Annotated in this window: 24 protein-coding genes and 2 pseudogenes; 18 read left to right on the forward strand and 8 right to left on the reverse strand. The window is 68.6% G+C overall.

Annotated elements, in window-relative coordinates:
• From U9983_RS12635 to U9983_RS12645, 3 genes are all read left to right on the forward strand, one after another.
• A partial coding sequence (locus tag U9983_RS12635) for a sugar ABC transporter substrate-binding protein (RefSeq protein WP_322754207.1) occupies positions 1 to 997 on the forward strand: 997 nt, incomplete at its 5' end.
• A complete protein-coding gene (locus tag U9983_RS12640; RefSeq protein WP_322754208.1) occupies positions 994 to 2,538 on the forward strand; it encodes a sugar ABC transporter ATP-binding protein in 1,545 nt (514 codons plus the stop codon). The genes U9983_RS12635 and U9983_RS12640, both read left to right, overlap by 4 nt.
• On the forward strand, positions 2,535 to 3,644 hold the full coding sequence (locus tag U9983_RS12645; protein WP_322754209.1) for an ABC transporter permease: 1,110 nt from the start codon (positions 2,535 to 2,537) through the stop codon (positions 3,642 to 3,644). Before U9983_RS12640 ends, U9983_RS12645 begins: the two co-directional genes overlap by 4 nt.
• Here U9983_RS12645 and U9983_RS27850 read toward each other — a convergent pair.
• Positions 3,608 to 3,757, reverse strand: a pseudogene (locus tag U9983_RS27850) (4-hydroxybenzoate 3-monooxygenase); the annotation flags it as partial. The gene U9983_RS12645 and the pseudogene U9983_RS27850 overlap by 37 nt on opposite strands.
• A 563-nt stretch (positions 3,758 to 4,320) precedes the next feature.
• Here U9983_RS27850 and U9983_RS12650 point away from each other — a divergent pair.
• Complete coding sequence (locus U9983_RS12650) at positions 4,321 to 5,058, forward strand: hypothetical protein (protein ID WP_322754210.1); 738 nt, start codon at positions 4,321 to 4,323, stop codon at positions 5,056 to 5,058.
• Positions 5,059 to 5,416: 358 nt separating this feature from the next.
• Here the strand turns inward: U9983_RS12650 and U9983_RS12655 are convergent.
• Together U9983_RS12655 and U9983_RS12660 are read right to left on the reverse strand one after the other, a co-directional pair.
• Positions 5,417 to 5,878: pseudogene (locus U9983_RS12655) on the reverse strand (DUF932 domain-containing protein); the annotation flags it as partial.
• A 657-nt stretch (positions 5,879 to 6,535) separates the two neighbouring features.
• Positions 6,536 to 7,297, reverse strand: coding sequence for an alpha/beta fold hydrolase (locus U9983_RS12660; RefSeq protein ID WP_322754211.1), 762 nt, complete (start codon positions 7,295 to 7,297; stop codon positions 6,536 to 6,538).
• Positions 7,298 to 7,472: 175 nt separating this feature from the next.
• Here U9983_RS12660 and U9983_RS12665 point away from each other — a divergent pair, with 175 nt between their 5' ends.
• The 3 genes from U9983_RS12665 to U9983_RS12675 all read left to right on the forward strand — a co-directional run bounded on the left by U9983_RS12665 (position 7,473) and on the right by U9983_RS12675 (position 10,754).
• The gene (locus U9983_RS12665; RefSeq protein WP_322754212.1) at positions 7,473 to 8,501 is read left to right on the forward strand and encodes an alpha/beta hydrolase; all 1,029 of its coding nucleotides are present in this window, start codon (positions 7,473 to 7,475) and stop codon (positions 8,499 to 8,501) included.
• Positions 8,502 to 8,987: 486 nt separating this feature from the next.
• The gene (locus tag U9983_RS12670) at positions 8,988 to 9,884 is read left to right on the forward strand and encodes a DUF3592 domain-containing protein (protein ID WP_322754213.1); all 897 of its coding nucleotides are present in this window, start codon (positions 8,988 to 8,990) and stop codon (positions 9,882 to 9,884) included.
• Between the two features lie 417 nt (positions 9,885 to 10,301).
• Complete coding sequence (locus U9983_RS12675) at positions 10,302 to 10,754, forward strand: hypothetical protein (RefSeq protein ID WP_322754214.1); 453 nt, start codon at positions 10,302 to 10,304, stop codon at positions 10,752 to 10,754.
• An 85-nt stretch (positions 10,755 to 10,839) separates the two neighbouring features.
• On the opposite strand, the gene U9983_RS12680 is transcribed toward U9983_RS12675, so the two are convergent.
• On the reverse strand, positions 10,840 to 11,160 hold the full coding sequence (locus tag U9983_RS12680) for a nuclear transport factor 2 family protein (protein WP_322754215.1): 321 nt from the start codon (positions 11,158 to 11,160) through the stop codon (positions 10,840 to 10,842).
• Positions 11,161 to 11,461: 301 nt separating this feature from the next.
• Here U9983_RS12680 and U9983_RS12685 point away from each other — a divergent pair, with 301 nt between their 5' ends.
• A complete protein-coding gene (locus U9983_RS12685) occupies positions 11,462 to 11,698 on the forward strand; it encodes a FitA-like ribbon-helix-helix domain-containing protein (RefSeq protein WP_322751485.1) in 237 nt (78 codons plus the stop codon).
• On the forward strand, positions 11,695 to 12,096 hold the full coding sequence (locus tag U9983_RS12690) for a type II toxin-antitoxin system VapC family toxin (RefSeq protein ID WP_322754216.1): 402 nt from the start codon (positions 11,695 to 11,697) through the stop codon (positions 12,094 to 12,096). Before U9983_RS12685 ends, U9983_RS12690 begins: the two co-directional genes overlap by 4 nt.
• Before the next feature lie 90 nt (positions 12,097 to 12,186).
• Here U9983_RS12690 and U9983_RS12695 read toward each other — a convergent pair whose 3' ends face one another.
• From U9983_RS12695 to U9983_RS12705, 3 genes are all read right to left on the reverse strand, one after another.
• Complete coding sequence (locus U9983_RS12695; protein WP_322754217.1) at positions 12,187 to 13,032, reverse strand: SDR family oxidoreductase; 846 nt, start codon at positions 13,030 to 13,032, stop codon at positions 12,187 to 12,189.
• 31 nt (positions 13,033 to 13,063) lie between these two features.
• Positions 13,064 to 13,507 (reverse strand): antibiotic biosynthesis monooxygenase family protein, encoded by a 444-nt coding sequence (locus U9983_RS12700; protein WP_322754218.1) that lies wholly within the window; start codon positions 13,505 to 13,507, stop codon positions 13,064 to 13,066.
• Between the two features lie 147 nt (positions 13,508 to 13,654).
• A complete protein-coding gene (locus U9983_RS12705) occupies positions 13,655 to 14,755 on the reverse strand; it encodes a phosphotransferase (protein ID WP_322754219.1) in 1,101 nt (366 codons plus the stop codon).
• 254 nt (positions 14,756 to 15,009) lie between these two features.
• Between U9983_RS12705 and U9983_RS12710 the strand changes: the two genes are divergently transcribed.
• The 5 genes from U9983_RS12710 (at position 15,010) to U9983_RS12730 (ending at position 19,577) form a co-directional block, all read left to right on the forward strand.
• The gene (locus U9983_RS12710) at positions 15,010 to 15,987 is read left to right on the forward strand and encodes a TIGR03621 family F420-dependent LLM class oxidoreductase (protein ID WP_322754220.1); all 978 of its coding nucleotides are present in this window, start codon (positions 15,010 to 15,012) and stop codon (positions 15,985 to 15,987) included.
• 4 nt (positions 15,988 to 15,991) lie between these two features.
• A complete protein-coding gene (locus U9983_RS12715; protein WP_322754221.1) occupies positions 15,992 to 17,488 on the forward strand; it encodes an AMP-binding protein in 1,497 nt (498 codons plus the stop codon).
• A gap of 331 nt (positions 17,489 to 17,819) precedes the next feature.
• Complete coding sequence (locus tag U9983_RS12720; protein ID WP_322750364.1) at positions 17,820 to 17,999, forward strand: hypothetical protein; 180 nt, start codon at positions 17,820 to 17,822, stop codon at positions 17,997 to 17,999.
• Positions 17,996 to 19,354, forward strand: coding sequence for an aromatic ring-hydroxylating dioxygenase subunit alpha (locus U9983_RS12725; RefSeq protein WP_322754222.1), 1,359 nt, complete (start codon positions 17,996 to 17,998; stop codon positions 19,352 to 19,354). Before U9983_RS12720 ends, U9983_RS12725 begins: the two co-directional genes overlap by 4 nt.
• Before the next feature lie 7 nt (positions 19,355 to 19,361).
• Positions 19,362 to 19,577: a hypothetical protein gene (locus tag U9983_RS12730; protein WP_322750362.1), complete on the forward strand. Its 216-nt coding sequence runs from the start codon at positions 19,362 to 19,364 to the stop codon at positions 19,575 to 19,577.
• A gap of 24 nt (positions 19,578 to 19,601) precedes the next feature.
• On the opposite strand, the gene U9983_RS12735 is transcribed toward U9983_RS12730, so the two are convergent.
• Positions 19,602 to 20,258, reverse strand: coding sequence for a TetR/AcrR family transcriptional regulator (locus U9983_RS12735; RefSeq protein ID WP_322754223.1), 657 nt, complete (start codon positions 20,256 to 20,258; stop codon positions 19,602 to 19,604).
• Between the two features lie 345 nt (positions 20,259 to 20,603).
• On the opposite strand from U9983_RS12735, the gene U9983_RS12740 reads away from it, so the two are divergent.
• The 4 genes from U9983_RS12740 to U9983_RS12755 all read left to right on the forward strand — a co-directional run bounded on the left by U9983_RS12740 (position 20,604) and on the right by U9983_RS12755 (position 24,803).
• Positions 20,604 to 20,882, forward strand: a complete 279-nt coding sequence (locus U9983_RS12740; RefSeq protein ID WP_322754224.1) for a hypothetical protein — start codon at positions 20,604 to 20,606, stop codon at positions 20,880 to 20,882.
• Positions 20,883 to 21,016: 134 nt separating this feature from the next.
• Complete coding sequence (locus U9983_RS12745; protein ID WP_322754225.1) at positions 21,017 to 22,180, forward strand: substrate-binding domain-containing protein; 1,164 nt, start codon at positions 21,017 to 21,019, stop codon at positions 22,178 to 22,180.
• Positions 22,162 to 23,736 carry a sugar ABC transporter ATP-binding protein gene (locus U9983_RS12750; protein ID WP_322754226.1) on the forward strand — a complete coding sequence of 525 codons (1,575 nt, stop codon included), beginning with the start codon at positions 22,162 to 22,164 and terminating at the stop codon, positions 23,734 to 23,736. The genes U9983_RS12745 and U9983_RS12750 overlap by 19 nt, the downstream gene beginning before the upstream one ends.
• Positions 23,733 to 24,803, forward strand: a complete 1,071-nt coding sequence (locus tag U9983_RS12755) for an ABC transporter permease (RefSeq protein ID WP_322754227.1) — start codon at positions 23,733 to 23,735, stop codon at positions 24,801 to 24,803. Before U9983_RS12750 ends, U9983_RS12755 begins: the two co-directional genes overlap by 4 nt.
• Positions 24,804 to 24,854 lie beyond the last annotated feature (51 nt).

Consider the following 24,854-nt stretch of genomic DNA (forward strand, 5'->3'; position numbering starts at 1 on the left):
CCTCGGCACCGCGCAGACCGCCGCCGTGCCCCCGAAGCCCGGCGCGCTCGCCTGGGTGGTCTCCTGCGGACAGTCGGTCTCCACCTGCGCCTCCCCGGCCCAGGCCGTCGTCGACGCCGCGCAGGCCGCAGGCTGGACCGCCCAGCTGTGCGACGGCCAGCTCAACCCGCAGGGCTGGTCCGCCTGCATCCGCCAGGGCATCAGCGCCAAGGCCACCGGAATCATCGTCATCGGCCAGGACTGCGACAGCTTCCAGGCCGCCCTCCGGGAGGCGAAGGCCGCGGGCATCCCGACGATCGGCGCCGGCGGCAACGACTGCGACATCAGCGGCGGGACGAAGCTGTACAGCGCCGTCGTCCAGAACCTCGCCGGCGTCACCGCCGAGCAGTGGTGGCGCCGGATGGGCGCCCTCCAGGCCGACTGGATCATCGATCGGACCAGCGGGAAGGCCCAGGTCCTCAGCCTGGAATTCACCGACTCAATCTGGGGCGGATGGATCCAGGACGGCTTCACCGCCGAGCTCGCCACCTGCGCGGGCTGCAAGGTGCTCGACACCCTGCAGGTTGGCAACGCGGACGTCGCCGGCGGCCAGCTGCCGCAGAAGTTCGCGACCGCGCTGCTCAAGGCGCCGACCGCGAACGCGGTGAACGTCCCGCTCGACGGCTGGTTCTTCGCGGGCCTGTCGCAGGCCGTGCAGTCCTCCGGCCGCGCCGACCAGCTCGCCGTCATCGGCAACTTCGGTGAGCAGGGCAACCTGGACCTGATCCGCAAGGGCAACGGCGAGGACGCCACCGTCGGCTTCAGCGCCCCCTGGATCGGCTGGGCCGGCGTCGACGCCCTGGCCCGGGTGCTCGCCCACCAGCCGGTCCTACCGGCCGGCGTCGGCCTCCAGGTGATCGACTCGACCCACAACCTGCCCGCGCAGGGAGCGTCGTTCGCCTACTCCCCGACGATCGACTACCAGTCCGCCTATCGGAAGGACTGGTCGCGCGGGTGACTGCGATCGCACCGCAGGCGCCGACCGTCCTGGAGGCGCTGGCCGTCTCCAAGCGGTTCGGCGCCACGACCGCCCTGGCGGACGCGTCGCTGCGCGTCCGCCAGGGCACCGTCCACGCACTGCTCGGCGGCAACGGCTCCGGCAAGTCGACCCTGCTCAAGTGCCTCGCCGGCGTCTGCTCGGCCGACGCCGGCACGGTCATCGTCGGTAGCGCGCACGTCCCGGCCACGCAGCTGACCGCGCGGCGCGCCCACCAGCTCGGGCTCCGGTTCGTCCATCAGGATCTGGGCCTGTTCGACGGCCTGACCGTCGCCGAGAACATCGCCCTCGGATCCGGGTTCCCCACCCTGGCGGGCCAGATCCGGTGGCGCACACTGCGCGCCCGCGTCACGACTCTGCTCGACCGGTTCGAGATCCCCGCGGCGTCGAACACTCCCGTCGGAGCACTACGGCCGGCGACCAAGACGCTGGTCGCGATCGCGCGGGCGCTGCAGGACCAGGAAGACGACACCTGTGTGTTGCTGCTCGACGAGCCGACCGCGAGCCTGCCCGACGCGGAGTCGCACACGCTGATGGCGGCGCTGCGCAGGCGCGCCGCGGCCGGGCAGACGATCGTCCTCGTCAGCCACCGCATGCGCGAGGTACTCGAGGTCGCCGACGACTTCACCGTCTTCCGCGACGGCCACCTCGTGGCGAGCCTGACAGCGGCGCGCCCGACCGAACAGGAACTAGTCGAGGCCATGGCCGGCCAGCCGCGCCGCGAGTCGCGGGCCCCATCCCGGCGGCCGGAGCCTCCCGCGGTCGCGGCGACCGAGCCCGTGCTGGTCACCCGCGGCCTGGTCGCCGGCCCCCTCACCGGCCTCGACCTGTCCATCGACGCGGGCGAGATCGTCGGGCTCGCCGGCCTGCTCGGCTCCGGGCGCTCGACCGCTCTGGGCACAGTGTTCGGGCTTCGCCGGCCGGTGGCCGGCCAGGTCCAGCTCGCCGGCAGGGACGTCACCGGCCACTCGACCCGGGCGATGATGGCGAGCGGCGTGGCGCTGGTACCCCAGGACCGCCTCGGCGACGCGGTGCTGACCGGGATGACGGTCCGCGAGAACGCGTCGCTGTCGGTACTGCGGCGGTACTACCGCGGCTGGATGCGCGTCGGCCGTGAACGGCGCGACACCCGGGCGCTGGCAGCCGCGTTCCGAGTCAGGACGCCGTCGGTCGAGACACCGCTCGCGGCCCTGTCCGGCGGCAACCAGCAGAAGGTCGTGCTCGCGCGCTGGCTGCGCCGCACGCCATCCCTGCTGCTGCTCGACGAGCCCACCCAGGGCGTTGACGTCGTCGCGCGCGCCGATATCTACCGCGCGGTCCGTGACAGCGCCGGCGGCGGCTGCGCCGTCCTCATCGCCTCCTCCGACTTCGACGAACTCGCGCAGCTGTGTGACCGCGTGGTCGTCCTGCAGGCCGGTCGCGCCGCTATGGCCATCCCCGCTGAGGGCCTCACCGCCGACCTCCTCACAGCGCTCACCCAGAAGGAAGCCATCCCGTCATGACGTCCACCCTGGACGAGAACGGCGAAGCCGCCGCGCCGCCAGCGGCGGCAGAGCCCGCACCCGCGCCTTCACCGCAACCGCCCGGCGCGCCGCCAGCGGCGGACCAGGCCGTCACGGTCACGCCACCGCGGCCGGCCGCCGGCCGCGCGTTCGCGGCCGCCGCCGAGCGGTACGCGCTGGTCGGGCTGCTCGTGGCCGTCGCGCTGTTCTTCTGTTTCCTGCCCGCCAGCTCCGCCACGTTCCCGACGGCGGCCAACCTGCGGATCCTTACCGCGAACCAGACGGTGACGCTGCTACTCGCCCTCGCGACCCTGGTTCCCCTTGTGGCCGGGCACTTCGACTTCTCGGTCGGTGCCACGGCCGCCACCGCGTCGGTGCTGTGCGGCGGGCTGATGCAGAACCACCACGCCCCACTCGCGCTGGCCGTCGCCGTGGCCCTCGCCGCCGGCCTCGGCATCGGGCTGGTCAACGGCGTCGCCGTCGCCCTGCTGCGGATGAACGCGTTCGTCTCGACGCTGGCCACCGCGACGATCCTCGGCGGCTTCATCCAGTGGTACACGCACGGCCGGGCGATCAGCAACAACATCTCACCCAGCCTGATCGACTTCGGCTCCACGACCTGGCTGGGGATCCCACAGCCCGCCTATCTCGTCGCCTGCATCGCGGTGGCGCTGTGGTACGTGCTCGGCCAGACGCCGTACGGCCGCTCCCTGTATGCGATCGGGGAGAACCCACGGGCGGCGCGCCTCATCGGCATCAGCACCCGCGGCTACCCGCTGCTGGCCTTCGTGGGCGCCGGTCTCATCGCCGGCGTCGGCGGGGTCGTGCTGACGGCCCGCACCGCCGGCGCCACCGCCGACAACGGCACCACGATGCTGTTCCCGGCGCTCGCGGCGGTGTTCCTCGGCGCGACCGCGATCCGCCCCGGCCGGTTCAACGTGTTCGGCACCGTGTTCGGCGTTGCCCTCGTCGCGGTCAGCGTCAGCGGTCTCACCCTGGCCGGCGCGTCCGACTGGGTGAACCCGGTCTTCAACGGCGCGGCCCTTGCCGTCGCCGTGGGCCTGTCCACCTACCTGCGCCGTCGGGCCGGCAGAGGGGGTGACTGACCCCGCGTTCCCGCGCACCCGGTGTAGCCCTCGGCGAGGTAGGTCGACCCGGCGCGCGACGAGACGAGGCTGGTCAGCTCGTCGAGCTGGCGCAGCTCGTCGAACTCGCCGGCGCCCTTTCACAGCGATGTCATCAGCTGGGATGTACCTACCGCCCCAGGGCGGGCGGGACCCCGGCAGGCTCGGGCCGGCGGAGACCACCCAACGGACCGCCCCACGGATTGAAGCGATCCCGTTTCCGTGGACAGCAGACCTGAAGGTCACTGTCTGAATGGAAGGGCCGTCATGGGGTCGACTCCCCGGAAGTACACGCAGGAGTACAAAGACGAGGCGGTAAGATTGGCGCTCGACTCCGACCGGTCGTTAGCCGAGATCATCCTATCGGAGCGTCGCTACGACCGTTTGAACCCGCCCAGACATATCAGCCAGCTGGCAGCCTAAAAAGGTGTCCAGAAAAGCGGAAACACTCCGTTCGTCCCACGCGGCGCCCTACAGTGATCAGCCGACGCCGGGAGTGCGCCACAACGCGGGATGGCCGTGCCGTGGCGTCGACAAGCCGGCGCGACTGCGGCGGTGCAGCCGGGTCGGCTGCCTTTGTCACCAATCGCCCACGATGGGTCGCTGGGTGCTGCTACAGTGCCTCCCGACGGACTGATCCGCTGATAAGGGGGAACCTGTGGCAGAGAGCTTTGCGGAAGCACCTGTGTGGCCCGTGGTGATGGACCAGGTGCACGCGTTCATCCAGAATTCGACGTTAGGGACGCCCGGTAAGGTGTTCATCGACAACGCGTTCGCGGATCTCCTGGAACTGGCTCCGGAAGGGCAGCGGAAGACAAAGATCGAATGGAAGCCGCCGGGCTGGAAGCCGACCGGGAAACCGATGGCAATGAATTCCTGTACCTATTTCCCGGAAACGAACAACCGGGCCGGATACATCGGCGACGGCGTGGCGATGTTCATCAACGCGAAGTCCTTCTACGGTGTGTGCAACGACTTCGCATGGGTGGTGACCGGTATTCTGGTGACCCGCACGTTCACCGGCCGCCTGCGTTCCCAGTCTGCCTTGCTGCCGCCGGGGACGCAGGTCGAGGTTTACGGTATTGAAGGACAGCAGGACGCCAAGCACGTGTTCACTGTCGTGAACCGGAACGTCAAGCGTCACCCCGAAAGGGATACCGACGTGACCGAGGGTGACTTTCATCAGTGGGGCGACACCTGCTTCGTCGTCGATCAGTGGTACGGTCTCCAAACCGGAACCAGCCCGGTGAAGTCATTCACGCCGGGTCCCTACTACGACAAGGATTTCATCGACTGGTGGACCACTCTCCTGGCCAGGACGAACCCGGAGGGCACCAAGAAGCTGAACAAACTCCAGTCGAAGGCCGCTTTCACCGCCGGTGAATTTCCCCTGTAGGACCTGTCGGCCACCCGTTCCGGTACCCGTGGTTTCGGCGGTCCAACTTTCCGGCCCGACTGTCCGGGCCGGCATCGCCGGGCGGGGAGACCCGGTCGGTCTCGTGGGAGAACGAGGGCGTCGGCGATCGGCATGACACGGAGTCAGGTGAGGTCGGCGGCGGCCCCGGGCTGGGTCGACGGGGTCGCGGACCCGTTCCGGATCTGCCTGGTGCCCTTGCGCATCCGGTGGCCGGCGGCGTTCCCGGCGCTCAGCGGACGGACCTCGGTGGGCTCCGGACACTGCTACAAGATCCAGATTTGGTTGGTGAGGAACTCCGGAGATATTAGCTTTTCACACCAGCAGGCCAGCATTCCATTCACCGGCGGACCAGCAGCATCAGCTTTCGGTGGGCCTTGTCCTTGGCCTGGGCCTGGGCCTTGACCTCGTCGTCGGCGCCGTCGAGCAGCCGGGCGCCGCGAGCCCCCAGTTCATTGCCCTTCAGCGCGCCGCTTGGTCTGATCGTGGCGTAGTGGTCGACGTAGTCGGTCACCGCGCGTTCCGCCGCGTAGGCGGTGCTACCGACCCTTGCGGACTCCTTCTCGAAGAGGCTCACGACGGTGTCACCCCGTTCGTCGCCCCGCTGACGGGTGAGCGTGGGAGCGTCATCCTTGACGGGCCACAGCTCGTCGAGGAGGCTCCGAACCTCGTCGATGGTGGCGTCGGTACGTGCGAGGAGGGTCTCTTCCGCCGCGAAGTGCTCGTAGTACCGGTGCGACAGCCCCAGCGACCTGCGCGCCTCCTCCATTCGATCGCTGGCGGTCGCGGTGTGACGGACCGGGCAGGCCGCTGATCGCGAGGTTGATCAGACTGCGGGTGAACGCCGCGGCTTCGCTGGCATCCCAGCCGGGGTGCTCGCAGCTCTGGTACCGGTAGCACTGCGCCACCTTGATGATTTTCAGCGGGTCGACGGGCCGGCGGTCCTCCATTCTGCCCTTCGCTAGACGACCGTGTTCTTTTCCCTGGGTTGCCCCACGGCCGCGAAGACGGGGAACTCAGTGCGGCGGGTGGATCTCCCGCCAGACCTTGACGGTCTGCTCGGGTCCGTAGTCGACCGTCTGCCCGTCCATGTACGTGGCGGAGACCATGTCATTTCCCCACCGGATGGAGGAGAGGGCGGACGGGCCACCGAACAGGTTTGTAGGGATCGCAGGTAGATGAGCAGTTGGCTTCGTATTTGAGCACTACATGACCAGCGGGGTAGGACCTATTTGAGCAGTTTCCCGTTGTGATGGTGTCGGCGTGGCTTCCCGTGGAGCTGGGAGTTCAGCCTGCGCGGGACGTTACGCGTACTGTTTCCGCCGATCCGCACCCCGCGCAGCCCGGCGGGTCCGCCACGTGGACGGCGTCGCGCTCGTAGCCTTGGCTGGCGCGGGCCGCGTCGTGAGGCAGCAGGCGGAGCCTGGCCAGGGCATTGCGTCCTGGCCAGGCTGGCCCGCTACGCGACCGTTGTCGAGGCGGTGCCGCCGACGAGGTGGCGAGCGAAGAAGCGTTCGTCGCTGTCCATTTCGAACCTGGGTAGGTCGACGTGGCGGCCGGAGTTGGCGTGCAGCGTTTTCTCGGGGGAGGCGATGGCGTCGAACAGCGCGAGGCCGGCCGCGCGCGGCACGATCTCGTCGTCCCACTGGAACAGGAACTGCACCGGGATGGTGATGCGGGCCGCGGGGTCGGTGAGGGTGTCGTAGCCGACGAGACCGAAGACAGCGGCGGTGATCCTGGGTTCGGCGGCGACGAACGGCATACCGATCATGCTGCCCAGTGACACCCCCCAGTACCCCACGGGTCCGCCCGCCCCGACGCAGTCGAGGTCCTGGAGAGCGTCCAGGGTGGCCTGCCACTCGGGAACGGCCTGGGTGGCACGGGTGGCGTTGTCCTGGGCGATCAGCGCGCCGACGGGCTCGCCGGCCGCCATCTTCTGCCGCAGTTCCGCGCTGAACCGCTCGTCGTACGCGGTTCGTGGCCGGTCGCCGTGCCCGGGTGCGTCGATCGCGACCACCGCGAAACCGAAATGTGCCGCGTAGCGGTGGGCGCGGGCCAGCACCCCCGGGGCGGTTTTGTGCTGACCGCCTCCGTGGCCGAGCAGCATCAGGGGGCGGGGTCCGATGGCATCAACCGGGGACCAGAGCACACCGGGGATGCCGTCAAGGGTGAACAGTCGTTCCGAGACGCCGGACGAGGTCGCCTCTGAGCTGAAGTACATAGGTTCGTTGCCTTTCGGGATGCCTGGGGGCGCTCCCGACGGCCACCTATGTGAGATGAACCGCCCCGCAGCAAGAGGGGAGCACCCAGCCGGATACAGCGGTAATGGGTCTCACCTCCTCAGGCCGGTTCGCGGACACGGTGACGCTACCAGACATGGTGCGACCCGCGCGGGTGTGGGGAACCGCAAGGACCTCGCCGCACGCCTCACTCACAGGTTGGCGCAGGACTGTGATCTCGACGTGGCCTGTCCCGGCGGCGAGGTGTGCATCGCCTACGAGACGTTCGGACGGCCCGACGGGGAGCCGCTGCTGCTGGTCATGGGCTTGACGTTTCAGATGATCTGGTGGCCGGACGAGTTCTGCCGGGAGCTCGCGGAGCGGGGGTTCGCCGTTGCGCGCTTCGACAACCGCGATGCGGGACTGTCGACCCACTTCACCGCACCGCACCGCACCGCCCCGTACCGCACCGCACCGCCTCGCACGACCGTCCGGACACTGCTGGGGCGCGGAGGTGGTCCGGCCTACCGGATGGACGACATGGTCGATGACGCGGTCGCCGTCATGGACGCCCTGGGCTGGGACTCCGCCCATCTGCTCGGTGAGTCGCTGGGTGCGACGCTTGCCCAGATGGTGGCGATCTGGCATCCATCCCGTGTCCGCAGCCTCGTCTCCGCGATGGCCGGCGGGACCGGCGGCCCGATCAGCAACCTACGCAACCTAAAGGTCGGCACATTGCTGCGGTTGGCCCGCAAACGGTACGACGACACCCGGGAAGGCGGCGTGCAACGGTTGGCGGACACCTATCTGATCATGTGCTCGCGGCGGCACCCGATCGACGACGCCTGGGTACGCGCGACCGCCGAGGAGTCCTGGGACCGCGACCACGACCCGGGCGCGACCCACCGTCAACTCGCCGCAGCCCGCACCGGCGGCGACCTCCGGGCTCAGCTACGGCGGCTGCGGGTGCCTACCCTGGTGATCCACGGCCAGGATGACCCATGGATTCGCATCCGTGCCGCCCACACCCTCGCCGGAACGATTCCCGCAGCCCGGCTGATCACTTACCCCGATATGGGACACGAGTTCCCCCAACATCTGTGGGCCACCATCGCCAGCGACGTATGGGACGCGACGCAGTCGGCGGCGTCCGCGTCAACCCCCGAACAGCGGCAGGGAAACACGCTCCGTAGATATCCTCGATAGACCTTGCGGATGCGGGCGCGGAGAAGAGCCGAGTGACCACAGCACCCGAAGCTTCGGCCTGCCAACAAACGCGCCGAGCACGGCGACCGCCGATTGTCGTGCGATCTCTACCTGACGGCGGCGGCGTGGTCTCGATGTGGCTTGCCCCGGGTGCTGCTTGGGTGTCGCGGCAGGCGGCGACCGGCTGCTGCGGCTGGTGCGGCTGGTGCAGGCCCGAGAGACCGGCCCGCAAGCGCTCCGACCTAGGCGAACGTGGCGACCAAGCTGTACGGACGAGCCGTGGGTTACTACTCTCCACGCTTGTTTGACTACACTTTCCGGCGGGCTGCGAAGAGCCTCTAAAGGCGGACGATTTTGTCATCCGTGCATCGTGTTGGACAGCGCCGCAGGATCGCCGGGGACCGCGCTATAGAAGGCCGCATCGGGCGAGGCGAGGCGAGGCGAGGCAGAGGTCCAAAAAAGATTTGGATCTGTACGATTTGCGAGGTGACGGTCGGAAACTCCGCGCCAGGCGGCGAAAGCACGCATCCCGGCCGAGCTTTGGGCTGCGGTAACGCGCTGTTCGGCTGGTTGCTGCCCACCGTGGTTGCTCTCACGGGCGCCTGGCTTATCGGCACCTACTTTCCGCGGTCCTCCAGCCGCGGCAGCTGCGGGGACATGGAACAGCGAGCGTGCACCGGATCGGATGCGGGTTACTTCTTCCTGGGCTTCGGCGGCGCCTGGATCTTCGGCATCGCCTGTGTGGCCGTCGCCCTGCGTGCCTGGACGCATAGGCGCGGCGCCCCGCTGGGCTTTGTCGTCTCCGCTGGCGTCGTCGTCGCCCTGGTGTGCATACGACGTGAGATCAGCTCGGAGAGTGAGAGTCCGGAGAGTCCGTGGCTGCTGGTCCCCATCGTGCTGAGCGCCGTCGCGGCGCTGGCCGCCGTCCCGCTGGCGCTACGTTCCCGACGTCGTAAAAGCCGCCGACAACTGCGATACGAGGCTGACCGACAGCGGCTGCGGGAGCGGGGCATGATCGCGGTCGGCCGGATCATCCAGATCGCCGATACCGGCGTGACCGTCAACGACCAGCCTCGGTTGACGGTGACCGTGAGCTATACCCGCGCCGATGGCAGCCCGGCCACCGCATCGGTCACTCGGACCTTCCCGCGGTATGAGCTTCCGCGCCGTGGTGGCGCGGTCCAGGTCCGCTACCTGCCGGAGGACCCCTCCCAGATCGAGGTGATCCTGGGGCCGGATGATGCCACCGTCGGGACCACACCCCAGGACGCGGCACCCCGCCTCGTCTCGGAACTCGAGCATCTTGCCGCCCTGCACGCCACCGGCAGCCTCTCCGAGGCGGAGTTCACCTCCGCCAAACGATTGCTGCTCGGCGGCGCCTGAACCTCGATGGCGCCCCCGGACTACCCGCCTCCGTTCGGGCAATCCGGCGAGGGGGAGTCGGCGTGCCGACGTCGGATTGAGGTGCTGGTCAGGCGGGGTGAAATCGGCTGCGATGGTCAACTACAGGCACGAGTCCGGGCCGGGCCGAGTTCACGCATTGCCTGGGCCAAGGCGCGGCGGATACCCGTAGCTCTGCTGGCCGTTGGACGCCACCTCGTCGATCGCAGTGCGGTCTGGTTCCGTCGGGCAGCGCGGGTTTCGTCATGCGAACCAACTCATCGGAGCCTGGGAGTCGTTGCAGGTCAGGAGGTTGAGGCGGGACGAATGGATTCTTCGCGGCGGGGGGAATGACCCCCGTTACGGTCGGGACGATGGTGGAACGGTTCCTTTCGCCTACCCTCAGCGAGGACCGTCCCGATGACGAGGACCGCCTGCGCAATGCGCCATCCTGCTGCTTTCGGTACCAGGCCCAGACCGGGTGATCAGGTCACCTACGTGGACGACGACCCGGTCGCGGTGGCGCACAGCCAGATCCCGCTCGCGGTCCTCCGCCGGGCAGGAGCAACCCGTCCCCGCGGCGACTCCCGACAGCGTGCACACCATGGCGCCAGGAAGGCAACCATGACCATCGACGACCAGCGTACCGGCGGTGCCTCCTTTGACGGACCGGTCGGGCTGGGATGGGTCATCGCCAGGCAGGACGGGGCGAGTGTGCTGGAGGAGCTCGTCGCCGCTATGGCGCCACGCCTGTTCGCGCTGGTCGAGGAACGCGACGACCAGTCCGATTTCCCTGTCCTCGCCTGGAGACGGCGGCCTGACAACGACCGCCGCTATCGCCCCCGGCGACGGATCATTCAACACTGCGGTTGACAACCTCCGTCTCGTGCCCGACCCGCACGCACCGGATCAGACCCGTGTACGAAAGGCGTGCGTGGTCTTTGTCGTGCTGATGTCGTCAGGGGCGGATGGTGAGGACGGTGATGCGGCCGTCGGCCGCGAACTGGAAGTGGAATGTGAGGTGCACGGGGCTGCCGGGGAAGTCACCGGCGATGTCTACGTCCGCGTCGTGCCCGGTTTCGGTCTGGTGGATTTCGTGGATGGTGTACGCGACGAGCGGGACCTCGGTGCGCCAGGCACGAATGGCGGGGATGCCTCGACGTTCCCGGCCCTCGTCCTCGACGAGAGCGTCGTCGGTGAACTGGGCGAAGTAGGCGTCGGCGTCGGACTGTGGCGCGAGCTCGAAGTAACGGCGGATGAGTTCGGGGGCATCGCTCATGTTTCCTCCTGCTGTGACGGGGATCGTTCCGGTGGTGGGGCCGGTACCGCCGTCGATGTCGAGACGGCGAATCTATTGGATACTCGACCAACCGCGGACCGCTGTACTTACCGAAACACCAAGATCTGGACCCTCGCGGGTGGCCCAGTGTGGCCGCCGGTTTATAAGCGAGGGCGAGTTTCGGGGCCGGGGGTTGGGAGGCAACGCCGCGGTCGGGGTTTTCCGGTCGGATCTTCACGTGGGTGGCGCCCAGGTTGAGACTGTTCAGGTGAGGTGCTGGCTGTGGGACTAGGATGCTTGCATGGCTACCATTCATGTGCGCGAGGTCTCCGAGGAGACCGTCACCGTCCTGAAGGTGCGGGCTGTCCGAGCCGGGCAGTCGCTGCAGGCCTATGTCCGTCAGCTGCTGGAGGGGGAGGCGGTCATGCTGACCGCTGAGGAGGCCGCCGAGCAGGCGCGTTCCATCGCGGCACGGGGCGCGGTGACCGTCGCCGACGTGGTGGACGCTGTCGCCGAGATGCGCGATTCCCACGCGTGATTGTTCTGGACACCTCCGCCCTGGTCGAGTTCCTGGTTGGTTCGGACACTGTTGCGGAGAAGGTGCGTGTGGTCGCTTTCGGTGAGCGGCTGGCCGCACCGCATGCCGTCGATCTCGAATGCGCCTCGACGTTGCGAGGCCTGGTGCGCGGGGGGAAGCTGCCTGCGGACGAGGGGGCACGTGCTCTGGATCTGCTCGGTCGCATGCCGCTGAGGCGTTTCGACCATGTGCCGCTGTTTCCGCGGATCTGGGCGCTTCGGCACAACATGTGGCCGTATGACGCTGCATACGTCGCGCTGGCGGAGGTGTTGGGCGCCGAGCTGGTGACGGTGGACCGAAAGTTCGCCGGTACGCCCGGTCTGATGTGTCCCGTCCGCAACCTTCGAAGCGAACAGTAGAGCCCCGGTAGCGCCTTCCCGCTGCTGTCCGGCGGGGGTTCTACCTGGTGAGTGACGGGAGCGTTCCGAGCCGTACGTGCGTCACGGCCCTCAGGCTACGACCGCGGGAAGGGTGGCTACCGGCGGCAGGATGCACGGATGGCCGACCCATAGCTGGATGCTGTCGCCCGTCCGCCCCTCCGGGCCTTCGGCGAGTAGGTCGAGCAGGACGGCGGCGACGTCCCCGGCTGCCATCAGCCCGGGCGCCGGCGGGCGGTCGCCGAGGAACCTCCGGTACATCGGGGTGTCTGTCGCTCCCATGCCGAATGAGTTCACGCGGACCCCCTGCGGGCGCAACGCCTGTGCCCAGGCGTGAGTCAGGCCGTTGAGAGCCCACTTCGATGCGTCGTAGAGGTCGAATGCCGTGCCGCCGCCGGGCGGCCGAGGGGTGCTGGCCCATGGACAGGCAGGAGCGTCGGCGTGGTCCAGCGCCTCGGGCCAGCCGCAGGTATGGATGTGGTCGGTGGTCACGTTGACGATGTCACCGCCCTGGCGCACGAGGTAGGGGATCGCGGCCCGGCCGACGAGGTACGCGCCGCGGATATTGGTACCGAGGGTGCGGTCGCAGTCGTCGACGGCCTTGTCCCAGGAGCCGCTGACTGGGTTGGTCGGCAGGCACACGGCGGCGTTGTTCACGACAATATCGATACCGCCGAGTCGCTCGGCTGCGCCGTCGACGAAACGGCGGACGTCGTCGGGCGAGGACACGTCGGCGACGGTCGCCCAGAAGGAGCCGCGGCAGCCCGCCAGGTGGGAGGCCAGGTCCTCGACGGATGCGTCGGAGTCGCACACGGCAACGTGGGCGCCTGCCCGGGCCAGGGCCAGGGCGTAGGCCAGTCCGAGTCCTTGGGCGGCCCCGGTCACGATGGCCTTGCGTCCTTCAATCGATGCCGTCATCGCCTCGCCTCGCCTCGCCTTTCGCACTGGCTCACTGTGCCGGACCGCCGCCCCGGCTGGCGACGTCTGACGTTCGCAGCGGGAGCCACCAGTCCTGGACCTGCGCTGCCAGGCGCTCCGAGAGCGCACGTTCGAGTTCGGTGGCGTCCGGCTGCGGGGGCGGCATGTCGGTGGGCGTCAGCGGTGATGCCCCGCCGATCGGGTCTACCCACTCGAGCCGGACCGCTTCCAGCACGTCGCGCAGAGCTGGCCTGGCTTCCTCATGGTGCGGACTGGTCTCGTGGGCGAGGAATCCTGCGAACCTGTCGAAAGATTCGAGCGTGTAGTACGTCCCCGGCTCCTCGCCCCGCCAGTACTCGTAGCGGCGGACGTCATGCTCGCGGCTGTGAGTCGCGGCGTGAAGCTCGCTTGCGATCTGTTCGAAGCGCTCCTCGGCCCCTGGACGTACCCGGATGTGGACCAACAGCGTTGCCATCCGACTGTCCCCTTCCGAACTGCCTGCGGCTCGGCGCCGCGCATCGGCCACGTCGCGGGGCTGGGGCACGCACCTCGCGATCCACGCACCCCAGCCCTGTTCCTTGATCCACACCCCTGTTGTCGGGCGCTCTTACCCGCCCGCCGGTCAGCTGGACGCCAGGGCGTCCCGGGATGAGGCCACGCGGGCGGCGTCGACGGCAGCAGAGAAGTGCCGGTTAGCCATCGTGCGCACGAGCTTGACGCCACGCTCGTTGCCGAGGTCAGTTCCCGCGCCGACGAGCACAGCCGTCGCCGTGCCGGCGACGCGGTGGGCAAGCCGGTATGCCGCCCACAGCCGGTCGAGCGGGTAGTCCTGGACCCCGCCTTTGACCAGCTCACGATGATAGTGCTCAACCAGGGCCTCTTCGTGGGCGGCGCGCACCTCGGCCGTGAGGCTGCCGCCGAGCAGATAGGCCAGGTCGTATGCTCCTGGCCCGCGGCCGATCGACTGCCAGTCGAGCACAACGAGGCCGGTTCCGTCTGGTTGGAACATCAGGTTCTCGCAGCGGTAGTCGATGTGCAGGATGGTCCAGGGCTCATCCGCCAGTTGCTGCATGAACGGCCAGTAGCGGTCGCGAACCTCCTCGCCGAGTGCCTCGCCGCCGTCGGGCAGGTCCGTCCCGAAGCGCTGCACGAACACGGGCCACAGCTGCGGCCACAGGTCTGCCATCATCTTCATCCGCGGGTGCACGATGCCCGGGATCCAGTCGAGTTCCGGCGTCGACACCTTCCCCCACCAGGAGGCGTGGAGGTCAGCAAGGGCAGTCACGGCCTGCTCCGCCTGCACCAGGCTCAGGCCGTCGAGCTGATCGACCATCCCCAGGGCGCTCAGGTCCTCCATGACGATGACGAAGTCGGCGCCGTCGCGGGCCTTGCGGGCGTGGAAGCATCGGGGCACTCGCGTCCTGGTCTGGGCCGCCAGTTCCCGGTAGAAGCGCACCTCGGATTCGTAGAGGTTGCGTTCGTGCGCGATGGCCCGGTTCTCCTCGGCCGAGGCGGCCAGCTTCACCACTACCGACGCTAACTGGTTCGGCAGGGGCTGGTCGTAGGTGAGGGTAACCCGCCACTCGTCCGCCATGAGCCCGATGCCGACACCGATCCGCTCCTTGCGGACGTCGACCACATGAGCTGGCGTGGTGCCGAGCGCGGCCGTGAGCCACGCCGGGGTGATGTCGGCGATGCACGTCGGGATGGCTATCTCAGTCATGTCCGGCCTTCCATCGGGTCGTCTGCCGTGGCTGGATCCGCGGCGTTGGGCTCCTGGCGGCGAGCACGCGCCTGTCGGCGTAGCCCGGCACCGAAGTGTTCTGCGCTCAGGCCCGGCCAGCAGCCAGTTCGCCTCTGCGGGCGCAACGGGCTGCCCGCGGCCCGAGAAACATATTAGTCAATCGATTAGTAATTGACCAGACCCACTGGCGGTGGGAGGATACCGGCACACTCAGGGACCGATGTGGGGGCCATGTGAGTCGAGCAAAACCCTTCAGGTTCGGCCTGCAGGCGTACCAGGCGACGTCCGCTGAGCAGTGGCGCACCCTCGCCCGCGAGGCCGAGCAGCTCGGCTATTCCACTTTCCACCTCGCCGATCACTACTTCGGGCCAGGCCCCCTGGAGGCGGAGACCCGCCACCCGGTCCAGGATCTCGCTGCCATCCCCGCCATGGCCGTTGCCGCCGCGGCGACCGATACCATCCGGATCGGCTGCCGGGTGCTCTGCATCGACTATCACCTGCCTGCGGTGCTGGCCAAGGAGCTGGCCACCCTCGACTTCCTGTCCGGCGGGCGTTTGGAGATCGGGCTCGGCGCGGGCTGGATCGAGGCGGAGTACCGGGCCATGGGCATCCGCTGGGACCGGCCCGGCGTCCGCCTGCAGCGCCTTGAGGAGGTCATAGACCTGCTCGAGGCCCACTTCGGCGGCGAGCAGATCGCCGTGGCGGGTACGCACGTGCAGGTGAGTGGCTACCAGGGCGTGCCGGCCCCGGTGCAGACACCGCGCCCGCCCTTCATGGTCGGCGGGGGTGGCGAGCGCATCCTGCGGCTGGCGGGAAGGCGGGCCGACATCGTCAGCCTGAACTTCGACAACCGCTCAGGCCGCATCGGCTCGGACGGCGTCGGAAGCTCGACGGCGGACGCCACCGATCGCAAGATCGGCTGGGTCCGGGAGGGTGCCGGTGACCGGTTCGAGCGTCTGGAACTTGAGATCGCCGCGTATTTCACCATGGTCGGGGTCGACCCCCCGAAGGCGCAGGCGCACCTGTCGGGCGCGCTCGGTCTGCCCCCCGAGACGCTAGCCGACCACCCGCACGTCCTCGCGGGGTCGGTGGACGAGATATGCGAGCGGCTCGTGGCCCGGCGGGAACGCTACGGCATCAGCTATGTCACCGTCGGCGCACGGGTGCTCGAAGACTTCGCGCCGGTCGTCGCCCGCCTCGCCGGGACCTGACGGCATGGTCGCAGGGATAGCCGACCGCGCTGGCGCGGATCCGGCCGGCTGGGCGCTAACGGATGGCACTGAGAACCTGACCTGGGCCGAACTCAACGACTGGCTGAACCGCGTAGTCCACGCGCTGCTCGGCGCGGACCTCGGCCCGGACCGGCGGGTCGCGATCCTTGCGCAGAACAGCGCGCAGACGGCGATCGCGCACCTGGCCGTGATCTACGCCGGCGCGTCGGCGGTGCCGGTGAACTGGCAGCTCCGCCCGGCTGAGGCTGGTCACGTCCTGCGCGACAGCGCGGCCAGGCTGATCCTCGCCAGCCCGGAGTCCGCGGCCGTGGCCAGGCAGGCCGGTGCCCCCGCAGCGGTAGTAGTCGACTCGCTTACCGAGTTCGCCGCCGCCGCCCCGCGGCACGAGCCGCCTGCCGACCTGCCGCCACGGCGGGCGCTCATGTACACCTCCGGTACCTCCGGAGTGCCCAAAGCGGCTGAACAGGCTCTTGCGATGTTTGCCGGCGGTGCGACCGTTGCCGAGCACGTGGCGAACATCGCCGCCAGCGCGGTCGCTCAGCTCGGGCCGCACCTGGTCGCGGGACCATTGCACCACACCGGGCCGCTGCACGGGCTGCGCTGCCTGGCGGGGGGCACGCCGATGGTTGTGCTGCCGCGGTTTGACGCGGCCGCGGCGCTGGGGGCCATCGACCGGTACCGGATCGCGAGTTCGACCATGGTGCCGACGCATTTCTCCCGGCTACTGGCGCTGCCCGCCGACCTGCGCACCCGACACGATGTCAGCAGCATGCGCCAGATCGCGCACACCGGAGCGCCATGTCCGGCCGATGTCAAGCGCGCGATGATCGAGTGGATGGGCCCGGTTGTCGTGGAAGCCTACGGCTCTACCGAGATCGGTACCGTCACGACGATCGATTCGACGGACTGGCTCGCGCATCCAGGTTCGGTCGGCCGGGCGGTGCCGCCGTTCGAGGTCAGTATCCGAGACGGATACGGCCAGGAGTTTCCGATTGGCGCCGAGGGCCTGGTGTGCGTGCGCAACGGGCGCGACGGCGGTCCGCGGTACCTGCATGACCCGGACAAGACGGCGGCCAGCTTCGTCGGCGACGGGTACTTCGTCATGGGCGAGATCGGTCTTCTCGACGCGGACGGGTACCTCTACCTGACCGACCGGGCGTCTGACCTCGTGGTGTCTGGCGGGGTCAACGTCTACCCGGCTGAGGCCGAAGCAGTGCTGGCGGCGCACCCGGGCGTGCAGGACGTGGCGGTCATCGGCGTGCCCGCTCCCGATCTTGGCGAGGCGCTGCTGGCGCTCGTGGTGCCCAGGGATCCCGCGTTCGCGGGCGAGGACCTCGTCGCCTGGTGCCGGGACCGGCTGACTCATTACAAGTGCCCACGTGCGGTGAGGTTCGTGCCCGACCTGCCGCGCACCGCGATGGGCAAACTCAACAAACGCGACCTGCGGGCTGCCTACGGTGCCGCAGAAACGGCACCGTAGGCAGCCCGCAAACATGTCGCGGTCAGCGCGCCGCCCGAGCCGCGACCGCCGAGGCGCAGCCTCTCCTTGGAGGCCGCTGAACAACGCCTGTCCGGCTCGCGTCCCCCCGCATCCCGCCTGGCTGCGTTGTCGTCGGCCCGGATAGAACACCACTATCCGGGCCTCCTCCGCCTCGCCAGCCGGGCGCGGACGCGGACCTAACAGATCGGCTTCGCCAATCCGCTAGGAACCCCGGCTCGCGGATCGAACGCCGTTATTCAGCGGCCTCCTAGTAAACAATCGCTCGATCAATTAGTATTGGGGAGCACACAGAAGTGCATAGAGGGGAGCTGTGATCCTGATTGCCGGCACCGTCGAGCTGCTGCATCCGCAGGACCGAGACGATCGCGTCCCACGAGTCGTGCTCATCCAGTGGGTTCTGTCCTGTTTCCGTATCTTCCACGCCGGCGCGGATGCGGCAGCCCGCAGCGCGCTCGGGACTCCCACCGCCTTGATCGAGGACCTGTCGTGAAGGCCCTCGCGCAAGCCGAGCAGAAGGTGGCGGCACTGTCGGGCCCGTACCAGCGCCTCCTCGACGAGGACACCCATGAGGTGCCCGCCGTCCTCCGCCTGCAGCACAACCCCTGCCTCGGCACAGAGGACATCCCCGTCCGGCGCTACACCTCGCGGGCCTATCACGAACGTGAGAAAGAGCGGCTGTGGTCCAGGGTGTGGCAGTTCGCCTGTCGGGAGGAGCACCTCCCCGAGCCCGGGGACGTCGTCGTGTACGACATTGCCGGCCGCTCGTACCTGCTGGTCCGTCAGGCGGACGGCACCATCCGGGGCTACGTCAACGCGTGCCTGCACCGTGGTAGGCGACTGAGGGATTACGACGGCCACTGCGACGGCCTTTTGCGCTGCCCCTTCCACGGCTTCGCCTGGCGACTCGACGGGAACCTCGCCGACGTGCCGGCCGGCTGGGACTTCCCCCAGCTGCCGGACCGTGACCTCACCCTCCCGCAGGTCCGGGTGGATAGCTGGGCGGGATTCGTGTTCCTCAACCCCGACCCCGGCGCCGGACCGCTGGAGGAGTTCCTCGGTGGGATCATCGCCCACTTCGCTGACTGGGACCTGGGCTCGGCCTACGTCGAGGTGCACGTGGCCAAGGTCATCCAGGCCAACTGGAAGGTCGCCCAGGAAGCCTTCTGCGAGGCCTACCACGTCGCGGGCACCCATCCGCAGATCCTCCCCTGGCAGGGCGACCTGCTCACACAGGTCGACGTCTGGGACAACTTCGCCCGGGCCATCACCCCCGGCGGCGTTACCAGCCCGCATCTCACCTGGGTCCCGAGCGAGGAGGAGATGCTGCGCTCGATGCTCGACGTCCGCGACGGGGAGACCAGCCCGATCACGCTGCGGCCGGGTGAGCGCATGCGGGCGGTCGCCGCCGAGCTGGCCCGGACGCGGTGGCGCCCGCTCGCCGGTGACCAGGTCGACCGCATGTCGGACGCCGAGATGATGGACAGCATTGACTACACGGTGTTCCCCAACTTCCATCCCTGGGGGGCTTTCAACCGCATCGTCTACCGCTTCCGGCCCAACGGTGACGACCACCGTAGCTGCATCATGGAGGTGCTGCTGCTGTCACCCTTCCGCGGACAGCGTCCGCCTCCGTCGCCCGTGCGCTGGCTCGCCGCGGACGAGCCATGGAGCGCCGAGCCGAGGCTCTCATCGCTCGGCAAGGTGTTCGACCAGGACACGTTCAACATGGCCAACGTCCAGCTCGGGCTGGAGACCACACTTCGGTCTGGCGTGCTGCTGAGTGAATATCAGGAGTCCAAGGTCCGCTGGTTGCACCGCACGTTGACCGAGTGGATCGGGGAGTGAGGAGCAGGTGAGCGAAGGCATCCACCATCCGTTCACGGGCGCTCTCTATGAGCCCGACGGCGGCCTGGTGCGGGTAACCACCAAGGACGGCCGGGTCGGCCATTTCAGCGTCGACGGCCGCTGGGTCGGCGGAGAACTCCGCGATGCGGACCCTCAGCTGTGCGTCTGGATCGGCGGACCCCGGTACACCAGCAACCGGGTGGAATCCCCGCCTGCGTCCTGACGCCGCCGGGCCGAGGTGGCGCGCTCACCCGGCCCGGCGAGGCGCCGCCCGGCGCGGATGGCGCACGAGGTCCCCGGCGAAGAGGGCCTCGAGCCCGTCGATGGCCCGCCGGTGGTACTGCGGATCCGCCATCTGCGCGGAGACGTCGGTCAGGCCCACGAAGATGGTGCGCATCACCGCCTCGATGACATCGCGGCGTTCCGGGTCGATCTCGCCGAACTCGATTCCGGCGTCGACCATCGGCGCTACGAGGTTGGCGCCCTCTCCTGGGCTGTGCGGGATGGCCGACCGCAGTTCCTCATGGCGCATGCGGTCGACGCGCGCCGTACCGAGGAACCGCGCAATAGAAGGATCCTCGCGATTCATCTGGTACACGGCCTCCATAACGGCCCGGAACTTGCCGGAGAAGGTGCTCTCCTCGTGCATCGCGCTGTTGAGGCGCTCGTTGACCAGCGCCGCCAGCTCCCAGTACACGGTCAGGTACATGGCCAGTTTGGAGTCGAAGTAGTAGTAGAGCGCACCCGTGGTGATGCCCGCCCGCAGGGCCACGTCCTTGTTGGTCGTCCTCCCGTAGCCGTTTATGGCGAACATCTCCGCGGCCGTCGTGATGATCCGCTGGCGGGTCTCAGCTGCGTTGGATGCCGGCGGCCGTCCCAGTCTCGGCGCCTTGGACCTTGGCAACCTTCAAGCCCTCTTCCTGTCGGTCGCCGAGCCCCGCTGACGACAGTACGATTCTGCCGGACTTCGACCACGCCCAGCCGGGACGACGAACAGCGTGACCCGGAGCCGCCTCGTCCGGCTGGCAAGCGGCACGTTGGCGGCGGGACAGCCCCTGGCCAGGCAGCCGGCGCCTTCAGCCTCTCGCAATGTAACCAGTCAGTATGTTACCAGCATCGGCCGCCAGTCAAGGACAAGCTTCCGAGCCGAGCCGGACGGGGCGCTTCGATCACGAGTTTAAATTGACTGGTTGATTACTTGTGTAGCCTGCGTCACACTGACGCCTGATTGCCGACGACGGAGGCGCACATGGCAGTGCTCGGGTGCAGGGTCGCCTGGGAGACCGGCGCGATGCGAGACATCGCTCGCGCCTTGCCGCGTGAGGGCGGCCAGCTCGCGATCGACGGCCGCGACGACGGAATGGCCAGGGGCTCGCTCAACGAGTTCGACGGCGGGCCTGCGGTCGCGGTCATCGCGGGCGAGGTTGTGGGCGGCACGGACAGCGCGGCCGCGCTGCTTGCTGCCGGCGTCACCTGGAATGCCACGGCGTTCCTTTTCCCGGTAGCTGGCGAGACCGTCCGCGACTGACCGGCGACCTCGACGCACCGGCACCTCATCTTCATTCTCGACAGCAGTCAGCGCACTAGTAACTGACTGATCAATCATATCCTGGCCAGCCGGCTGGCGCCGTGCTGTTACCTCAGATGGGAGCCTCCATCCTTATGCTGAAAAAGTCCACGTGGCCACGGGCAGCCACCGCTGGCATCCTGGTCCTCGCCGCCGCCACGTTCCTGGCGGCCTGCGGCGGTACCGAGTCGGCTTCAACGGGCAGCGGCACGACCGCCAGCTCCGGCACCAGCACATCAAACAGCACAACCGACTTAGCTGCGCTGTCCGCGGTCGTGGCCAAGTACAAGCAGGCACCCACCACCATCCCGATCTCCACGCCGCTCAAGCAGGCTCCGGCCAAGGGCAAGACCTTCGTGTTCCTGCAGTGCGACGTCGCGCAGTGCACGCAGTTGTCCAAGGCGTTTGCCGCCGCGACAGCCGCGATCGGCTGGGACCTGAAGGTGATCCCGTACAAGTCGGCAAATCCGGCGACGCTCATCGCGGGTATGGAACAGGCGCTGCAATACAACCCGGTCGCTGTGGGACTGACGGGCATCCCCGGGATCGCGTGGCAGTCGGAGGTGCCTGCCTACGAGAAGGCCGGCGTGCCTATCGTGGTCGGCCATGTCGGGCCGCAGGCGATCACCAGCACCATCATCGCCAACATCGACGACGAACAGAGCGTGCAGACCACCGCCGAGGTGCTGGCCGACTACTTCATCGTCAACTCTGACGGGAAGGGCAAGATCCTTCAGTTCCAGGTGCCGGACTTCCCAATCCTCGGCTCCTTCGACCAGGCATTCCGGGCCAAGGTGCAGGCGTCCTGTCCCGGCTGCTCGGTCACGCAGCTCACGGGCACCATCAGTGAGGTGACCAGCGGCGGCTCGACGGCGGCTATCGTCTCAGCACTGCAGCGCCACCCGGAGGTCACCTGGCTGGTCACCGACAACGGGCCGTGGGTGGACGGCCTCCCCGCGGCGCTCGCGGCGGCGCACCTGAACGTCAAAATCATTGGTGCGGGGGCCGACGTCACCAACGAGACCGACATCAAGGCCGGGACGGTGACGGCCTTCACGGGCGTAGCCCTCAACTACAGCGCGTGGGCCATGGTGGACGCCGTCCTGCGCCACCTGGAGGGCACGCCCATCCCCGCCAGCGAGGGCTTGCTGCCTCTCCAGTTGTTCGTTAAGGGCGAGAACTTCGCCGTGTCCGAGTCCTACGACGAGCCCGCAGACTACGCAGCACAGATGGAGAAGCTTTGGCACGTGGGAGCCTGAGCCCGGCGCCGGACGAGGGCGGGGCGACGGCGCCTCGCCCCGTCCTTCGGGTTCGCGGCCTCACCAAGTCCTTCGCGGGGACGGTCGCCCTCTCGGACTTCGATCTGGACATCGAGCCCGGTGAGGTGCACGCCCTCGTGGGCGAGAACGGCTCGGGCAAGTCGACGGTCATCAAGATCCTCGCCGGTTACCATCGCCCTGACCCCGGCGGCGAGGTCGAGATCGACGGGTTGCCACTGCCCTTCGGGTCCGCCCATGCGGCTCACGAGATGGGCGCTCGCTTCGTGCACCAGGACCTCGGGCTCGTCCTGCAGCTGTCCGTGGTCGACAATCTGTACCTGAACAGCGGGTTCGCGTGCAGGTTCGGGACGATCAGGGAAGCGGACACGCGGCGGCGGGCGACGGCGCTGCTTCGCCGCGTCGGCGTCCAGGTCGACCCCCGCACACCGGTCGCCGCGCTGTCGCTCGCCCAGCGCACGGGCGTCGCCGTGGCCCGGGCGCTGGAGGGTGAGGACGACCACCAGGTCAAGCTGCTCGTCCTCGACGAGCCGACGGCGACGCTTCCGGAGAACGAGGTGCACCAGCTGCTCGACATGGTGCGCCGGGTCGCGGCGCACGGCGTAGCCGTGCTCTACGTCAGCCACCGGCTGGACGAGATCTTCCAGGTCGCCGACAACGTCACCGTCCTCCGCGACGGCCACCTGGTCACAACGGTGCCCGTGTCATCGCTTGACAAGCGGCGGCTCATCACTCTGCTGGTGGGTGACGAGCTGGGTGAGCTGCCCACCCCCGAGCCGCGCGGCACCGACGGCGTCGTCCCCGCCCTCAGCGTGCGGGGCCTGCGGGGCCCAGGGGTGCGGGGCGTGACCTTCGACGCCCGGCCGGGCGAGATCATCGGCTTCGCCGGGATCACCGGGTCGGGACGCGAGAGCCTGCTGGGCACGGTCTTCGGCGCCCTGCCCCGCCTGGCCGGGATCGTCGAGGCGAGCGGCCGCCCGCTGCCGCCATACGACCCGCGGGCTGCTATCGCCGCCGGCCTGGCCTACCTGCCGCCCGACCGCAAGGTCAGCGGGGCGATGATGGACCTGTCGGCCCGGGAGAACCTGAGCATTTCCGACCTGCGGCAGTTCTGGCGCGGCCTGTTGCTGCGGCGCGGGGAAGAGCGAGCCGAGGCCCGCCAATGGTTCGAGCGGCTGAGCGTGCGTCCCGCGGGGGCGACGGAGCGACCGCTGGCCAACTTCAGCGGAGGCAACCAGCAGAAGGTGCTGTTCGCCAAGTGGCTCCGGCTCCACCCCAAGGTATTCATGCTTGACGAGCCGACCCAGGGCGTGGACGTAGGCGCCAAGGGCGAGCTGCACCGCCAGCTCCTGGCCGCCGCCGCCGGCGGGTCCACCATCCTCGTCAGCTCCTCCGACCTTGAGGAACTGGTCGCCCTTTGTCACCGGGTGCTGGTGCTGCGCACCGGTCGGGTCGTCGCCGAGCTTCACCGGTCGTCCGTCACCACTGCCAACATCTCCCACGCGTGCCTCGGCGAGCAGGAGGTCGTCAGCTTATGAGTTCGCGGGTTACCGTGCCGAGGATCAACCTCGGCTTCAACAGCTTCAGCGGGCTGTACCTGCTGGCCCTGTTCGTCATCGTGTTCGGGATCTGGACGCCGCACCTGTTTTTGACGGCTGCCACGGTCCAGTCCGTCGCCTCGCAGCAGGCAGTCACGGCAATGCTCGCGATCGCCGTCCTCATCCCGCTCACGGCAGGTGCCTACGACCTCTCGGTCGGAGCCACGATCAACTTCTCCACCATCATCTGCGTGTGGCTGCAGACAGACCAAGGGTGGAGCATGTGGCCGGCCATCGCCGTTGCCATCGCTGCCTGCGTGGTGATCGGCGTCATCAACGGCTTCGTCATCGTCCGCCTCCGGGTCAACTCCTTCATCGCCACGCTCGGCATGGGAAGCATCATCACCGCCGTGCAGGACATCGTGTCCGGGCAGAGCCAGCCCACTCCGCCGACGACGACGTCGTGGATGAACCTCACTCGGCTCAGCGTGGCAGGGTTCCAGATCATCGTCCTGTACCTGCTCGTCCTGGCCCTGATCGTGTGGTGGGCGCTGGACCACACTCCCGCCGGCCGGTACCTCTACGCCAGCGGCGGCAATCCGGAGGCGGCGCGCCTGGCCGGCGTGAGCGTGGGGCGCTACACGTGGTTTTCCATGATTGCCTCGGCCACGGTGTGCGGCATCGCCGGCGTGTTCTATGGGTCGCAGACAGGCCCATCACTCACCTTCGGCGTCGGCCTGCTCCTGCCCGCCTTCGCCGCAGTCTTCCTCGGCTCGACCCAGATCAAGCCGGGTCGCTTCAACCTGTGGGGCACGATGCTGGCCATCTACGTGTTGGCGGTCGGCGTGAAGGGCCTGCAGCTCATCACCGGGGTGCAGTGGCTCGCCGAAATGTTCAACGGGGTAGCCCTGGTCGGCGCCGTCTCCTTCGCCACGTACCGCCAGCGGCTGGGCCAGAGCCGCGCCCTCGGGCGCAGCGACGATCCTCTGCCCGAGGTCGCAGAGCCCACGCCGATCCGCACCGAGGACGTCGCCGGACTTGTGCCGTCCCGGACTGGTGACGGATGATGATCATCCATTGGCTGGTTACCGACAGTAGTGGCCACCGACAGTAGTGGC

Source organism: Protofrankia sp. Cas3, from assembly GCF_963555955.1.
GTDB lineage: Bacteria > Actinomycetota > Actinomycetes > Frankiales > Frankiaceae > Protofrankia.

Bases quoted from the DNA above. Each gene is read 5' to 3' on its own strand.
- U9983_RS12685 (WP_322751485.1), top strand. From the start codon at position 11,462: ATGGCTACCATTCATGTGCGCGAGGTCTCCGAGGAGACCGTCACCGTC.
- U9983_RS12745 (WP_322754225.1), top strand. From the start codon at position 21,017: ATGCTGAAAAAGTCCACGTGGCCACGGGCAGCCACCGCTGGCATCCTG.
- U9983_RS12695 (WP_322754217.1), bottom strand. From the start codon at position 13,032: ATGACGGCATCGATTGAAGGACGCAAGGCCATCGTGACCGGGGCCGCC.
- U9983_RS12660 (WP_322754211.1), bottom strand. From the start codon at position 7,297: ATGTACTTCAGCTCAGAGGCGACCTCGTCCGGCGTCTCGGAACGACTG.
- U9983_RS12675 (WP_322754214.1), top strand. From the start codon at position 10,302: ATGACGAGGACCGCCTGCGCAATGCGCCATCCTGCTGCTTTCGGTACC.
- U9983_RS12755 (WP_322754227.1), top strand. From the start codon at position 23,733: ATGAGTTCGCGGGTTACCGTGCCGAGGATCAACCTCGGCTTCAACAGC.
- U9983_RS12700 (WP_322754218.1), bottom strand. From the start codon at position 13,507: ATGGCAACGCTGTTGGTCCACATCCGGGTACGTCCAGGGGCCGAGGAG.
- U9983_RS12705 (WP_322754219.1), bottom strand. From the start codon at position 14,755: ATGACTGAGATAGCCATCCCGACGTGCATCGCCGACATCACCCCGGCG.
- U9983_RS12645 (WP_322754209.1), top strand. From the start codon at position 2,535: ATGACGTCCACCCTGGACGAGAACGGCGAAGCCGCCGCGCCGCCAGCG.
- U9983_RS12680 (WP_322754215.1), bottom strand. From the start codon at position 11,160: ATGAGCGATGCCCCCGAACTCATCCGCCGTTACTTCGAGCTCGCGCCA.
- U9983_RS12715 (WP_322754221.1), top strand. From the start codon at position 15,992: ATGGTCGCAGGGATAGCCGACCGCGCTGGCGCGGATCCGGCCGGCTGG.
- U9983_RS12740 (WP_322754224.1), top strand. From the start codon at position 20,604: ATGGCAGTGCTCGGGTGCAGGGTCGCCTGGGAGACCGGCGCGATGCGA.